Consider the following 13,781-nt stretch of genomic DNA (forward strand, 5'->3'; position numbering starts at 1 on the left):
ACGCGGTTTTCATGGATTTATCCATCGTCATTCCCGTCTACAATGAAGCGGAAAACGTGCTCCACTTGGCCGATGAATTGGAAGAGTCCCTGAAACCTTCAGCCATACTTTGGGAATGCCTTTGGGTTGACGACGGATCCACCGACGGCACCTGGGATAAGCTTCTGGTGGTTGCCGGACGTTCCTCGGGCTCTTTTTTTCATCGCTTGTATGCTCTGGAAAGAAATGCGGGTCAGTCGGCGGCCTTGTGGACGGGATTTCAAAGGTGTCAAGGGCAGATCATCGCGACCTTGGACGGAGACGGACAAAACGACCCACGAGACATTCCCCGCCTTGTCTCGCTTCTCCTTGAAGGCGGCTATGACATGGTTCAAGGGTATCGCGCCGTCAGAAGAGATTCTCTGAAGCGGCGCGTGGCTTCCCGTATCGCCAACACCTTTCGTAATCTCATTACGGGAAAATCCGTTCGAGACGTGGGCTGTTCCACACGCGTCTTTAGACGAGAATGTGTTCCGTATCTTCCGCCTTTTAAAGGGTTGCACCGATTTTTGCCCACACTGATCATGTATCATGGTTTTCGAATCGCGGAGGCTCCGGTGAACCACAGGCCGAGACGTCGAGGCACGACCAAATACGGCATTTTCGACCGGCTCTGGGTCGGCCTTTTGGATCTTTTCGGCGTAAGTTGGTTGCGTCTACGAGGCTTTCGCTGTCATGTCGTGAGAACCTTTCCGGAACACAAAAAACCATGACACAAGAAAAACTATGGCTTGGGATTGGGTTTTTAGCGCAGGGTTTGTTCTCTGCCAGATTCCTTGTCCAATGGATTGCCAGTGAAAGAATCGGCCGAAGTGTTGTCCCCGTGGCTTTTTGGTACCTGAGTTTGGCTGGTGGGGCTCTGTTGTTGGCCTATGCCGTGTGGCGCCGAGATCCCGTATTTATTCTCGGACAAGGGACAGGTCTTATCATTTACGGTCGGAACCTTTATCTGGTTTACAAAGAAAAAAGAGTAAGGGCATGTGGAGCAAAAAGCCCTTAAAGGATTTCGTGCTGTGGAGTCTTCTCTGCGCCACGGTAGGGGTTATGGCTTTTCAGGGGACGCGAGGCCTCTACGAATCCACGGAAGGCCGTTATGCCGAGTGTGCTCGGGAAATGCTCGTCTCGGGGGATTTTCTTAGGCCCACCTTGGATTTTGCTCCCCACTGGACAAAGCCTCCTTTGACCTACTGGGCCGTTGCCGCAGGTGTCCATCTTTTCGGCCGCCATGCTTGGGGGGCTAGAGCTTACCTCATTCCTACCTTTATTCTTACGGTTTGCGCGGTTTATTGGTTGGGACGGTGGATGTGGCAAGCGGAGGCGGGAGCCGTGAGCGCTTTGGTCTACGCCAGCATGTGGGGACCTGTGGGCGCTGCTTTTACGGTCAATGCCGATTCCCTTTTGACACTCTGGGAAACCTGGGCTCTTGCCTGTTTCTGGTGGGGTGTTCGCACGCGTCGTCAATTTCCTATCACCCTGATGTGGTTGTTTTTTGGTTTGGCTTTTTTCACCAAGGGTCCGCCCGGTTTGCTACCGTTATTAGCCCTCGTTGTTTTGAGAGTTTTTGCGAAGAGTTTCGAGGTTCGAAGCACTCGTTTTTGGGTTCCGGCTGGAATGGGTCTAGGGTTGGTGACGGCTTTGTGGTGGTACTTATGGGCCATAGCGCACTACCCGGGTCTTCTTTCCTATTGGCTCAAACACGAAGTTGTCGGTCGGGTGGTTACCGACGAGTTTGAAAGACACCCTCATTGGTATGAAATGTTCACCGTATACTGGCGTTTCCTCTTGGGTGGCTCTTTGCCGTGGCTTGCCGCGGTGCTATGGATGGAGCGACACCGGCTTGTTGCATGGGGTCGAGGGCTTGCCGGTCAGGGATTCAGAACACATCTTGAGGCATGGGCTTTGTTCTGGCGAAACCTTTCGATCCAGGGAAAGTTTCTAGCCTTTGGTTTTTGGGTTCCTTTGGCGGTATTTTCCTTCAGCCGGTCACGGCTTCCCCTGTATGTGCTTCCTTTGATGCCCTTGATCAGCTGCGCCATGGGCCACAGAATAGGGAATCTTTTGAGCCAAGGTCGAATCAGTCAAAAAGGCCTTGTCACTTTGGCTCTTATTGCCACGATGTTTATCGTTTTCGGCAAAGGTGTCATGGCCTACTGGCCTTCAAAAAGGGACATGGGCGCTTTGGCTCGTGCCGTGGAGGCGGTATGGCCTAAAGAGGAGGCTTCGGAATCCAGACCGCTTTATGTTGTTTCCAGGAGCCCGCTCTATGGGCTGCGGTTTTATTGGGGAGATTCACTGATTCGTGTCTATCCGAAAGCGGACAAGGTTCCGCCTCCAGGCTTTCACCCCTTATCGATTTTAACCACGCCCAGTGGGCCCGAACCGATTTCACCCTATAAGGGGAAACGGGTGGTGGCGCAAAGAGGAGATGTTTTGAAACTCCTGGAGCATCTTCAGAGGGAAGGCTACCGGGCGGATTCACGGCCCTTGACGCGCTATTGGAGCCTCCTTGAGGTGAAACGCGTTACGGAAGACAACCCCGGGAGAAGTATCGGGGCGAGCGGGGCCTCGCCCCGATCGGCTCTGGTCTTTTAGGGTTTCGGCGATTGAGGCATGGGAAAGTCTTTACCCAATGGACCGGAGGCGCGCTCCTGCATCCAAGCTTGCACCTTGGACCGTTGCTCTTCGGTCAGTAAAGGCATGATCTCTCGACGCACCTTGGCCCTCAGGACAGCCAGATCTTCTTGAGCTGCCGCGGCGGCTTTATGGGCTTCTCTTACGGCTGCTTCCGTGGAGTTATCCTGTGAGATGACATCGTTGAGTTTTTTATGCGCCGCGCCCACACGCTGAAAAGCCCCTTCAAATTCGTTTCGATGTTTTTTGAGCACCTCTAGAATTTTTTCCTGTTGTTCCGGAGTCAGCTTCAGTTCCACGATTTTTTCGAGAAACTGAAAAAACATACCGCCTCTGTCCGGACCAAAGATTCCAGGCCCATGCCCTCGAAAGCCGAAAGCGTAGCCCTCTGCTCTCAAACCGAAAACGACCAGAAAGAGGACCCCTAACAGACCAAGTATCTTCGTTTTCCCTTTGTTCATATCCAGCTCCTTTTTTGTTCTTAACTATGCTTTTCCCGTTCATGTCCATGAAAATCCATTGTGATGAAACACTTTCTGGAATCTGGCTGTTTTCTCTGTACAGCTATCACCCCCTTTCTTTCGGCGCTGGGAATTGGAATCAAAGGCCGACTCTACCCCCGAGATTCGAGAAACCTTGACCCGTCCAGGTCATGGATAACCCGTAGCATTCCTAATGTGTTCGAAGATTGAGCCAACAAATGTTAAATTTTGTAAAAAGGTTTCAATCCCTGGTTAACAAATTTTGACATGCGCAAGGTGAACCTCCTGGAGTATTTTTAAACACCTGGCACGCCTAACCCCCCATGAGGAGTCGACAGTATGGAAAGGAAAGTTCGACTTCTGATCATTGATGATGATTGGGAGTTATGCACGCTGTTACAGGAGTATCTTGAGCCCTTTGGGTTTACCGTCGCGTGTGTTCACGACGGCGAAGAGGGAATGCGAGCTTTGGAGGAACATTCCTTTGATCTGATTATTCTTGATGTGATGCTGCCTGGTCGGGATGGATTAGAAGTTTTGCGCTCCTTACGAACCCGAAGCGATGTGCCCGTGCTCATGCTGACAGCTCGGGGTGAGGATGTGGATCGTATCGTAGGGTTGGAGCTCGGAGCGGATGATTACCTTCCCAAGCCTTTCAATCCAAGGGAGATTCTAGCCCGGTTACGGGCGTTGCTTCGGCGAACCCAGCGATCCATGCCAGGTGGAATGCTCTCGGTATCGGAAGCTTTGGACCGACGCTCGGATCTTTTGACCGTTGGGGATGTGGAATTATCGCCTTCCACGCGCACGGTGCGGCGTCAGGGTGAGTTGGTGCCCTTGACGGCGGTGGAATTCAATCTCTTGGAAGTTTTGATGGCATCCGCCGGAAAGGTTGTGAGCAGGGAAGAATTGAGCCTCAAGGTTTTGGGTCGAAAGCTTCAACCCTATGATCGAAGTCTCGATGTTCATGTAAGCAATTTACGAAAAAAGCTAGGGGATCTTCCTGACGGCATGGAGCGGATCAAGACGATTCGCGGCGTGGGCTACCTTTACGTGGCTCTGTAAAGAAACCGCCTTGAAAAGGTCGTAAAAGACACCTTGGAAGCTGAGCGAGGAAGGCCGATGAAAGGCGTCTTTGGAAAAATTTTTTTGGCCTTTTGCGGTACGATTTGTGCCGGAGTCCTTTTATCAGCCCTGGTTCTCGGCTGGCTGTTTCCCCGAAAAGATTGGCTGGAAGGCTGGAGGCAAGCTTCGCACCACATGGTCATCCTCGCGGCCGTCACAGGGGTTCAGGTTTATGAAGAACACGGTCCGGACGCTCTAGCCCGTTTCGTGCAGGAGCTTGAAAGAGATCGCTTGGTTCGCTACTTTTTCCTTGATGCTTCCGGCAGAGAGCTCCTGGGACGTTCCCTTCCTCAAGATTTCCTTGAGAATCCCTACAAACCGTTTCCTTTTGCCACAAGGCTTCGTCAACGGCTCTTGCCTTCCCCCATCGAAATCATAGATATTCCTGGCACCTTCGGAACTCGTTACACGCTTGTTCGGCACCTTCTTGCGCCCATGCCCCCTTTGCCCCGATCTCGGCTGATTCCTCAGGTCGTGAGTCTAGGTGCCTTGGTTGCCGTAGCTTCGATTCTGTGCTTTTTCTTAGCCAGGCACTTTGTGGCACCTCTGCGAACGCTGCAACAAGGTGCGTGCCTTTTAGCTTCCGGCGATTTCAGCATTCGCGTGGGCCCGAGCCTTCATCGACGTCATGATGAATTCGGCGCATTAGCTCGGGACTTCGACCTTATGGCCGAAAAACTCGGCCGACTCGTCGAAGCCCAAAGACAGCTTCTTCGAGACATCTCGCATGAGTTGCGCTCGCCTCTGACACGCCTGGGTGTTGCCTTGGAACTGACCCGAAAACAAGCGCCCCGAGAACTCTCACCTTTTTTCGACCGCATTGAAAAGGAATCGGAAAGGCTCAACACCTTAATTTCTCAGGTGCTGATCCTGGCTCGACTGGATCATGGCGAATCAACGTTTTCCTTTGATCGTGTGGCTCTGGACCAAATTGTGGAAGAAGTGGCAAGGGACGCTGATTTCGAAGCGCAAGGAAAGGGTTGCACCGTGCGGTGGTTCCTGGAACCGGCAGAAGTGCTCGGTTCTGCGGAACTTCTGAGAAGCGCCGTTGAAAATGTTCTTCGCAATGCTGTGAGGTATTCTCCGCACGGTACGGAAATTACCGTCACCGTGAACCGGGTTGTCGCCAAGGAAGATGAGTGCGTGGAGATTCGCGTGGAAGACCAGGGCCCAGGGGTTCCTGAAAGCCGTCTGGAAGAAATCTTTCGTCCGTTTTATCGAGTGGCGGAAGCTCGGGATCGCGGCTCAGGAGGTGCCGGTTTGGGTTTGGCCATTGCCCAAAAGGCCGTGCAACGGCACGGAGGGAAAATGCGCGCCGTGAATCGACCCGAGGGTGGTCTATGTGTCCTCATGCAACTGCCCATCGCACCTCAGGGTCGTGCCTAAAGACATGGACGAGCAGGAGCTGGTGGCTTGGATCACCATGCCTGGAAGGTCTCATGTGCGGCGATACCAGTACCAGGCCGAAGGGTGTCCTTTTTCTTCGCCGATGACGTAGCGTTCCCGTGTAAATGCGGAACTGAAAAGACTGTGCACTTCCTCTACGGAAATGCCCCAAAGGCTCCCGCGCCAAGGACGCGGAAGCCATGCGTAAAGCATGTACCAGGAGGAAGGGGCGGTAAGACGTTCCAGTTCCCGCGCGTATCGACGGCGCCCCTCACGGCTCAAAGCGAACAGGCAACCGATATCGAGGACATATTCGTAAGGTCCGTGAAGCATGGAAAGGTTGGTGACATCCGCAACATGAAAAGCGATGGAAAGGCCTGCGGACGCGGCCTTTTGACGCGCTTTTTGAATGGCTCGAGGTGAAAAATCCACGGCGGTCACCTGCCAGCCATGCCGTGCCATGGTGATGGCATTGGTCCCGGTTCCGCAACCCAGGTCAAGGGCTTTGCCCGGAGGGGTGTGTGCGAGAAATTCCATCACCTCGGGAGGCGTGATGCCTGTGTCCCACGGAGTTTGGCCCCGAAGATAACGCCATTCAAAGGCCCATCGGCTTCTCATGAATCGATCTCGCAGGCGCTCCCACATGGTTTGCCTCCCGGGTTTCTTGTGGAAGAGGATCCCGACATGTCCTGTATGCCCAAACGCCGAGCCATGACAATTTACCCACCTCATGAGGTCGCGTCAAAGTCTCAGCGATCCAGCCAAACAAGATGGTGTCCTCAAGGTGGATTCTGAGCATGCCGATGGTTTCCAAGCCGAAAACCCTAGGGCTTATAAGGGCGCACCGGCGTGTGCGATCCGTATGCACACACCTGACCTTGTGTCTTGGGGCGGATCTACAGGTCTAACCGGACGAAGCTCCCGGTTCATATCCTTGAATCGTGTCGGAAGGGCCTCAAGAAAGGGATAGGCTTTGAGGGTTCTTCTGCAGGCAACTTTAAGAAAAACCTGCCTCCTATGCTGTGGTTTCCAAAGCTTCTCTTGATGTGCAATGTGTGTTCTGAGAAAAGCACCTGGGAAGTGTTTCTAGATGCTTCCGGGTCCATGAAGGCTGCATTTCTTCACAAGTGCTTCAAGGTATGCCATAGTGCATGCCTAAACATCGGGCGTGGACACGCAGCGGGTTTGTAAGGAAAGGAAAGGGTGGTGTCGTTACGCAAGTGGGCTTTTGTGCTGGCTGCGCCGCACAGTGGTTCTGGGAAGACAACGGTGACTCTGGCGATTCTGGCAGCGCTTCGAAAGCGTGGTCTGACAGTTCAGCCCTTCAAGGTCGGTCCGGACTTTATCGACCCCGGTCTTCATACCCTTGTCACAGGAACCGTTTCCCGCAATCTGGACGGATGGATGCTATCCCGAGACGTGAATAGGTCCATCTTTGCCCGCTGGCTCCAGGCCGCTCATGGTGCGGTGGTGGAAGGGGTCATGGGGCTTTTCGATGGTTACGATGGTGCAACAGAAGCGGGCAGCACCGCCGAAATGGCCAAATGGCTAGAGATTCCCGTCGTCCTTGTGGTGGATGCCCGAAGTATGGCTCGAAGTGTCGCCGCCCTGGTTCATGGTTTTTGTTCTTTTGATCCGGATATGCGTTGTGCCGGGATCATATTTAATCGCATAGGGAGTGAAGCGCATTTGGAGTTTCTGCGAGAAGCCATGACGGTGTCTCATCCGAATCTTCCGGTCTTAGGTGGGCTTCCCCGCGAGGATACTCTTAAACTACCTGAGCGGCACCTGGGGCTAGTCACCGCCGAAGAAATTCCATTGGATCAAGCCTTTGTGGATCAAGCAGCCCGTTGGGCTGAGACACACCTGGATCTCAACCGATTGCTGACCATCACCACTCTGGAAACCGGGGACTTGGAGTCCATCGCGTCACAGGCGGAAGCCTTGAATCCTATTCCCGCAGTGCCTAAAAGGGGCCTAACAGAAAGGCCGGTGATCGCCGTCGCACGGGACGCCGTCTTTTGCTTCTATTATCAGGACAATCTGGACCTTTTGGAAAGCTTTGGAGCCAGACTGCGCTTCTTTTCGCCGCTTGCCGGAGAAACGATTCCCGAAGACGCTTCGGCTCTTTATCTCGGGGGTGGCTATCCGGAAGTTCATGCAAAGGCTTTACGAAATAACCAGCGTTTTTTTAACGATCTTCAAGATTTTGCCGCATCCAATCGACCCATTTACGCTGAATGCGGCGGCCTCATGGTTCTCAGTCAATCCATAGAACTTCTTTCCGGGGAAAAAGTGCCGATGGCAGGGCTTTTACCCTTTGGTGTTCGCATGCTTTCAAGACGCAAGGCTCTCGGTTACGTGGAAGTGGTTCTGACGCGTTCGTGCCTTTTGGGAGAACCGGGCATGAAGGTGCGCGGTCATGAATTTCATTACTCTGAAATTGACCACCTCAGTAACTCCGCGAACCTATCCTATTGCTATCGACTGCAAGCGCGAAAATACCGCCTGGAACAAGATGAAGGCTACCAGGTGGGATCGGTGCTTGCCAGTTATGTGCATCTGCATTGGGGCAGTGCTCCGCAGGCCGCAGCTTTCTTTACAGAAGCGGCCCGAAAGGTTTTCTGTTCATGAAGTCTCGATCCGCAAAGACCCTTATGTTTCTGGGGACAGGTTCCGACGTGGGCAAGAGTGTCTTGGCGGCCGCCTTTTGCCGCATTTTCAAGCAGGACGGCTATGGGGTGGCGCCTTTTAAAGCTCAGAATATGGCACTCAATTCTTATATCACACCTGAAGGCGGAGAAATAGGGCGCGCCCAGGCGGTGCAGGCGGAAGCCGCTGGTATTGCTCCGCACGTGGATATGAATCCCATTCTGTTAAAACCCACTTCGTCCATGGGTTCTCAAGTGATTGTTCTGGGCAAAGCCATCGGGAACTTTTCCGCGAAGGAATACTACGCTTACAAAAAAGAATTGGTTTCCGTGGTTCAAAAGGCTTTCGAGCGGCTTGCTGCATGCTATGACATCGTGGTTTTGGAAGGTGCCGGCAGCGCTGTGGAACTCAATCTCAAAGAGCATGACCTGGTGAACCTGGCGATGGCCCGTTTGGCTCAATCTCCCTGCCTTCTGGTGGGAGACATCGATCGCGGCGGTCTTTTCGCTGCTCTTCTTGGTTCTCTCATGCTCATGGAAAAGGAAGAGCAGGCCCTCATTGCGGGATTTATCGTGAACAAGTTTCGTGGGGATCCCGATTTGTTTCAAACCGGGGTGCGCATCCTCGAGGAACGTTCCCATCGGCCGGTTCTTGGAGTTATTCCCTACTTTCAGCATATTGCTGTTCCCGAAGAAGACAGTGTGGCTTTGGCCAGGCGTGTGAAAAAAAGATCGGAGGTGCAGGAGTGTTCGGAAAGATACCGCATCGGCGTGGTACGGTTGCCTTACATTTCCAACTATACGGATTTCGACTGCCTGGAGCGGGATTCACGAGTGGATTTGGTCTATTTTGAAAAGCCCCCCGATGTTTTTCGCTGCGATGCCGTGATTCTTCCTGGAAGCAAGAACACCATAGAGGACATGCTGTCTTTGGAGCGCTCCGGCATGGCTGATGCCCTTCGTGCCTACCACAAGTCCGGTGGGATCCTTGTTGGGATTTGCGGAGGCTATCAGATGCTGGGCCGACGTATTGTGGATCCTTTGGGAACGGAAAGCCGTGTGCAGGAAACTCAAGGTTTGGGGCTTCTTCCCATGATCACGGAAATGGCTTCGGAAAAAATCACCAGCCAGGTCATTGCCCGTTTGCGTCTACCCAGCCCTTTAGGTTCCGAGGATCTTTTTCCTCTGCACGGCTACGAAATTCACATGGGTCGATCCCGTTTTGAAGACGGGGCTTTCACGCAGGCGCTTCTAGAAGTCGTGCAGCGAAACGGCCTGGACGTGCCTTTTCATGAAGCGGCCGACGGCGCTTGGACCGATGATGGACGTGTGTGGGGCACCTATCTTCATGGCATCTTTGACAACGACTCCTTTCGCGATAGGTTTCTGGCCTTTGTCGCCGCTCGCAAAGGAAAGTCTTCAGATGGTCAAACATCCCAGCCTTTTCAGTTTTTTCGGTGGAAAGAGGAGCAGTACGATCTTTTGGCGGATTTCGTTCGCCGTCACTGTGATGTGGACCGCATCTACCGAATCATGGGCTTGAAATAAGGAGCGCCGTGCCGGGATTGAGCTCTTTTTCTCCTGTTTCTCTTGGGCTGGCTTTCGTCTTGGACCTCATTTTTGGAGATCCACCCACGTGGCCCCATCCGGTGCGCTGGATCGGGCGTGTCCTGGAAAAGACGGAACCTTTTTTTTATGGAAAACGAAGCGGAGCAAAGGCGCAGCGTTTTCGGGGCGCCTTGTATTGGTTCTTTCATGTTTCGTGGGTCCTTTCTTTTGTGAGTCTTCTGCTTTTGGCCGTTTCCTGGATCCACGAAGGTCTTGCGGCTTTGTTGGGTATTTGTTTGGCTTACACGACTCTGGCCACTCGAAGCCTTTACGATGCGGCTCACTCTGTGGCCGTGGCCTTGAAAGCCGGGGACTTGGAGGAAGCACGACGACGTCTCTCGCACATTGTGAGCCGTAACACCGAGCACTTGGATGAAGAGGGTATCTGGCGGGCGCTGCTTGAGACGGTTTCCGAAAATTTTTCTGACGGCGTTATAGCTCCCCTTTTTTACTTAGCTATTGCCGGTCCTGCCGGAGCCATGCTCTACAAGGCCGTCAACACCATGGATTCCATGGTAGGCTACAAAAATGATCGTTACCTGCATTTCGGATGGTGGGCAGCACGAGCCGACGACGTCTTTAACTGGATTCCTGCACGGTTGAGTGCTCTTGTGCTTTTGACGGCCGGCGCTTTGTGCGGCATGGATTGGCGACATGCCAAGGCGGTCATGAAACGGGATGCTCGAAAAACTTCAAGCCCCAACGCCGGTTACCCGGAAGCGGTTGCGGCCGGGCTTTTGGGAATCGAGCTGGGAGGTCCGGCTGTCTATTTCGGTAAACCCGTGATGAAACCTACCTTGGGGGATCCTTTGAGAGAACCCGATCTAGAAGCCTTTCGGCGCATGATTCGTTTGCTTTTTGTGGGAGCAACCTTGGGGGCGATGCTGGCCGTTTTTGTGCGGTTTAGTCTGTCCAGATGAGGAGCCTGGTTGCATGGAAATGTCAGGAACTGACCCTTTATCGATTCATGGTGGTAATGTCTTCGAAATGGCACGGCGATTGGGGTGTGCTCCCGAAGACATTATCGATTTCAGTGCCAGTATCAATCCGCTAGGGCCCCCCGATGGGCTCTTGGAAGTCCTGATCGAGGCATACCATAGCGTGCAGCATTATCCCGACATCGCCAATAAAACTCTGGTGGATGCCATCGCCGCCCGTTACGGTCTGGATTCCACCAGCGTTGTTGTGGGCAATGGGTCCACGGAGCTTATCTATCTCCTTCCCAAGGTCATCGAAGCGTCTTCAGTGCTGGCGGTGGTGCCGACTTTCAAGGAATACCTGAAAGCCTTTGCGCTTCATGGATGCCGAATGCACTTGTGCGAGGCTGAAGCTCAGTACAACTTTCAGCCTACCGTGGATCAGCTGCGTCGGGCCATGGATACTTTGGCTCCGAAAGCGCTATTGATCACGCATCCTGGCAGTCCGTGTGGATCCTTGATTCCTCGGGACGTGCGTTGTTTCCTCGTGGAAGAAACACGTCGTCGAGGCATGACCCTTGTGGTTGACGAGGTTTTTATAGACTTTTGTGAAGAAGAATCCTTCCTTGAAGCGTTGGCACAGCATGAGCGTTTAATACTGATACGGTCCATGACCAAGTTTTACGGTATTCCGGGATTACGCTTAGGATATGTGCTGACTTCTTTCGATTGGGCCGCTCGGCTGCGAGACCAGGTGCCTCCATGGTCCGTGAACACTCTGGCTCAAGCCGCTGGGGTGTATTGTCTGCGGCAGGATTTTTATCGTCAAGAGACATTGAAACTGGTCAGTGCCGAAAGAGGGCGTTTGAGCGAGGTCTTGGGTCGAATATCAGGCTTCAAGGTTTTTCCTTCGGCAGCTAATTACCTGCTTGTGCGCCTCGAGTCCACGCTTTCCACAGCGGCCCAGCTCAAGGAAGAACTCCTGGTGCGTCATCGGCTGCTTATTCGAGACTGCGCCAATTTTGACGGCTTGACGCCCCAGGATTTTCGTGTTGCCGTGCGATTACCTCACGAGAACGACCGCCTCATTGAAGCCCTGAATCAGTGGCGTCAGACAAGTGTCTAGAAGCCTGGGCGGGAATGTGCACGCCGAAACATCTGATGGCCAAGACAGGGGCGAGGCGCCGCCTCGCCCCTACAAGCGTGGAACTGTGTCTTTTCTGGGGCGCGGGCTTCTGCCTTCCATGTGTGCGGTGGGATGCCCGCGCTCCCGTGAAAGGGCGTTTTTCAGGTATGCTTCTCGCTTTCAGGGTCAGAGTGAGTTTCCTCTTTAAGAAAGTACCTATGGTACTCTTTATCGGTCAGATATTTTCGCATCAGGTTGGAGATGGTATCGAACAGTTCGGTCAATTCCCGATCCGATAGGCGTGGCACAAGGATATTTAAAAGGCCGTCGTCCGAGAACTTTTGAAGGTAGACCATAAGAGATTTCTCGTCGACGTCCCGCGAAAATCCAAAAGCCACAAGGCCGTCATAGGTTTCCACGAAGCGGTGGGAATGTTTGGCGCCCATACCGCCGTCACCTCCCTTTAGGTCCTTCATGCCAAGTCGTTCATGTAGTAATCTAACCCAAAATGGGTAATTTGCTCTTCCCCCATAAGGTAGCGAAGGGTATTTTTCAATTTCATGAGCTGGATGAAAAGATCATGTTCAGGATACAGCCCTTCCTTGTGCATGGGGCTCTTGAAATAGAAAGACAGCCATTCCTGAATGCCATACATGCCTACACGTTGAGCCAGATCGGCGAAAAGGACCAAGTCCAGACACAAAGGAGCCGCCAAAATGCTATCGCGGCATTGAAAATCCACCTTGATCTGCATGGGGTAACCCATCCAGCCGAAAATATCGATGCAGTCCCAGCCTTCCTTATTGTCTCCACGGGGCGGATAATAATTAATGGTCACTTTGTGGTAGTAGTTTTTGTACAGGCTCGGATAAAGCTGCGGCTGAAGGATATATTCGAGAACCGAGAGTTTACTTTCTTCCTTGGTTTTGAACGAATCCTTGTCGTCCAATACCAGTCCGTCCCGGTTTCCCAAAATATTGGTGGAATACCAGCCTTCCAAGCCCAGCATGCGTGCTTTAAGTCCTGGGGCCAGAATTGTTTTCATCAGAGTCTGACCGGTTTTGAAATCCTTGCCGGCGATGGGAACTTTCTTTTCTTTGGCCAAGCTCACCATCGCGGGAATATCCACCGTGAGATTGGGAGCCCCGTTGATAAAGGGAATACCGCTTTCCAGGGCTGCCAGGGCATAGATCATACTAGGGGAAATGCGCGGATCGTTTTTTTTGACCGCATCCAAAAAGGCGTCCAGGGATTGATGCGGTTCTTCCGGCTTGAGGTAGACTTCCGTGCTGCCGCACCAGATCATGACGCAACGGTCGATGCCGTGAGCCTGTTTGAAATGCTGAATGTCTTCTTTGAGGGCTTCCGTGAGATCACGCAGGCTGGATCCCGATTTGACATGGTTGCCGTCGAGGTTTTTGACGAAACGGCGGTCAAAGACCGCTTTCATGGGCTGAATGGTTTGCAGAAAATCACGAATGGGTTCTAAATGTTCCCTGCGGAGCACCTTGGCAAAAAGGGCGGCGTCATAACCATTGGCTTCGTAGATGTCCCAACCGGCAAAAACAATGTCATCAAGAGAGGCCAGAGGGACGAAGTCTTTGATGCGCGGAACGCGATATTCATCGCGTTTGCCCAAACGAATGGTGCCCATTTGCGTGAGAGAGCCGATGGGTTCCGCAAGCCCTCGGCGAATGGCTTCCACGCCGGCCACAAAGGTGGTGGCCACAGCTCCGCCGATTCCTGGAATGAGCACGCCCAGCTTGCCTCGGGGCGCCTCGATGTCTCCTTTACGCTTGAGCTCTTTTTCCAGCAC

General features: G+C 53.1%; 13 protein-coding genes. 9 read left to right on the plus strand and 4 right to left on the minus strand.

Features of this window, described 5'->3' with window-relative positions:
• Positions 1-11 precede the first annotated feature (11 nt).
• The 3 genes from WHS46_12600 to WHS46_12610 are packed head-to-tail and all read left to right on the plus strand — an operon-like array spanning position 12 to position 2,631.
• Positions 12-752: a glycosyltransferase family 2 protein gene (locus WHS46_12600; protein MEJ5349515.1), complete on the plus strand. Its 741-nt coding sequence runs from the start codon at positions 12-14 to the stop codon at positions 750-752.
• Positions 749-1,039: a lipid-A-disaccharide synthase N-terminal domain-containing protein gene (locus tag WHS46_12605; protein MEJ5349516.1), complete on the plus strand. Its 291-nt coding sequence runs from the start codon at positions 749-751 to the stop codon at positions 1,037-1,039. The genes WHS46_12600 and WHS46_12605 overlap by 4 nt, the downstream gene beginning before the upstream one ends.
• Positions 1,018-2,631 carry a glycosyltransferase family 39 protein gene (locus tag WHS46_12610; protein ID MEJ5349517.1) on the plus strand — a complete coding sequence of 538 codons (1,614 nt, stop codon included), beginning with the start codon at positions 1,018-1,020 and terminating at the stop codon, positions 2,629-2,631. Before WHS46_12605 ends, WHS46_12610 begins: the two co-directional genes overlap by 22 nt.
• Here WHS46_12610 and WHS46_12615 read toward each other — a convergent pair.
• Positions 2,628-3,131, minus strand: coding sequence for a Spy/CpxP family protein refolding chaperone (locus WHS46_12615; protein MEJ5349518.1), 504 nt, complete (start codon positions 3,129-3,131; stop codon positions 2,628-2,630). The two genes, WHS46_12610 and WHS46_12615, sit on opposite strands and share 4 nt — an antisense overlap.
• A 360-nt stretch (positions 3,132-3,491) precedes the next feature.
• Here WHS46_12615 and WHS46_12620 point away from each other — a divergent pair, with 360 nt between their 5' ends.
• Entirely contained in the window at positions 3,492-4,217 is a 726-nt protein-coding gene (locus WHS46_12620) for a response regulator transcription factor (protein MEJ5349519.1), read from the plus strand.
• Positions 4,218-4,274: 57 nt separating this feature from the next.
• Entirely contained in the window at positions 4,275-5,663 is a 1,389-nt protein-coding gene (locus tag WHS46_12625; protein ID MEJ5349520.1) for an ATP-binding protein, read from the plus strand.
• Positions 5,664-5,714: 51 nt separating this feature from the next.
• On the opposite strand, the gene WHS46_12630 is transcribed toward WHS46_12625, so the two are convergent.
• Positions 5,715-6,308, minus strand: coding sequence for a methyltransferase domain-containing protein (locus WHS46_12630; GenBank protein MEJ5349521.1), 594 nt, complete (start codon positions 6,306-6,308; stop codon positions 5,715-5,717).
• A gap of 561 nt (positions 6,309-6,869) precedes the next feature.
• Here WHS46_12630 and WHS46_12635 point away from each other — a divergent pair.
• Genes WHS46_12635 through cobD form a run of 4 tightly spaced genes read left to right on the plus strand, consistent with a single transcriptional unit; the run spans position 6,870 to position 11,965 of the window.
• Entirely contained in the window at positions 6,870-8,297 is a 1,428-nt protein-coding gene (locus tag WHS46_12635) for a cobyrinate a,c-diamide synthase (protein MEJ5349522.1), read from the plus strand.
• A complete protein-coding gene (locus tag WHS46_12640) occupies positions 8,294-9,862 on the plus strand; it encodes a cobyric acid synthase (protein ID MEJ5349523.1) in 1,569 nt (522 codons plus the stop codon). Before WHS46_12635 ends, WHS46_12640 begins: the two co-directional genes overlap by 4 nt.
• A gap of 8 nt (positions 9,863-9,870) precedes the next feature.
• Positions 9,871-10,842, plus strand: a complete 972-nt coding sequence (gene cbiB / locus WHS46_12645; protein ID MEJ5349524.1) for an adenosylcobinamide-phosphate synthase CbiB — start codon at positions 9,871-9,873, stop codon at positions 10,840-10,842.
• Between the two features lie 13 nt (positions 10,843-10,855).
• Positions 10,856-11,965: a threonine-phosphate decarboxylase CobD gene (gene cobD / locus WHS46_12650; GenBank protein MEJ5349525.1), complete on the plus strand. Its 1,110-nt coding sequence runs from the start codon at positions 10,856-10,858 to the stop codon at positions 11,963-11,965.
• A gap of 161 nt (positions 11,966-12,126) precedes the next feature.
• Here cobD and WHS46_12655 read toward each other — a convergent pair whose 3' ends face one another.
• Both WHS46_12655 and WHS46_12660 read right to left on the minus strand, forming a co-directional pair.
• On the minus strand, positions 12,127-12,441 hold the full coding sequence (locus WHS46_12655) for a cytoplasmic protein (GenBank protein ID MEJ5349526.1): 315 nt from the start codon (positions 12,439-12,441) through the stop codon (positions 12,127-12,129).
• Positions 12,438-13,781, minus strand: coding sequence for an inositol-3-phosphate synthase (locus tag WHS46_12660; GenBank protein MEJ5349527.1), 1,344 nt, complete (start codon positions 13,779-13,781; stop codon positions 12,438-12,440). The genes WHS46_12655 and WHS46_12660 overlap by 4 nt, the downstream gene beginning before the upstream one ends.

The sequence above is a fragment of the Desulfosoma sp. genome, assembly GCA_037481875.1.
Lineage (GTDB): Bacteria > Desulfobacterota > Syntrophobacteria > Syntrophobacterales > DSM-9756 > Desulfosoma.

Bases quoted from the DNA above. Each gene is read 5' to 3' on its own strand.
- WHS46_12600 (MEJ5349515.1), top strand. From the start codon at position 12: ATGGATTTATCCATCGTCATTCCCGTCTACAATGAAGCGGAAAACGTG.
- WHS46_12605 (MEJ5349516.1), top strand. From the start codon at position 749: ATGACACAAGAAAAACTATGGCTTGGGATTGGGTTTTTAGCGCAGGGT.
- WHS46_12610 (MEJ5349517.1), top strand. From the start codon at position 1,018: ATGTGGAGCAAAAAGCCCTTAAAGGATTTCGTGCTGTGGAGTCTTCTC.
- WHS46_12615 (MEJ5349518.1), bottom strand. From the start codon at position 3,131: ATGAACAAAGGGAAAACGAAGATACTTGGTCTGTTAGGGGTCCTCTTT.
- WHS46_12620 (MEJ5349519.1), top strand. From the start codon at position 3,492: ATGGAAAGGAAAGTTCGACTTCTGATCATTGATGATGATTGGGAGTTA.
- WHS46_12625 (MEJ5349520.1), top strand. From the start codon at position 4,275: ATGAAAGGCGTCTTTGGAAAAATTTTTTTGGCCTTTTGCGGTACGATT.
- WHS46_12630 (MEJ5349521.1), bottom strand. From the start codon at position 6,308: ATGTGGGAGCGCCTGCGAGATCGATTCATGAGAAGCCGATGGGCCTTT.
- WHS46_12640 (MEJ5349523.1), top strand. From the start codon at position 8,294: ATGAAGTCTCGATCCGCAAAGACCCTTATGTTTCTGGGGACAGGTTCC.
- cobD (MEJ5349525.1), top strand. From the start codon at position 10,856: ATGGAAATGTCAGGAACTGACCCTTTATCGATTCATGGTGGTAATGTC.
- WHS46_12655 (MEJ5349526.1), bottom strand. From the start codon at position 12,441: ATGAAGGACCTAAAGGGAGGTGACGGCGGTATGGGCGCCAAACATTCC.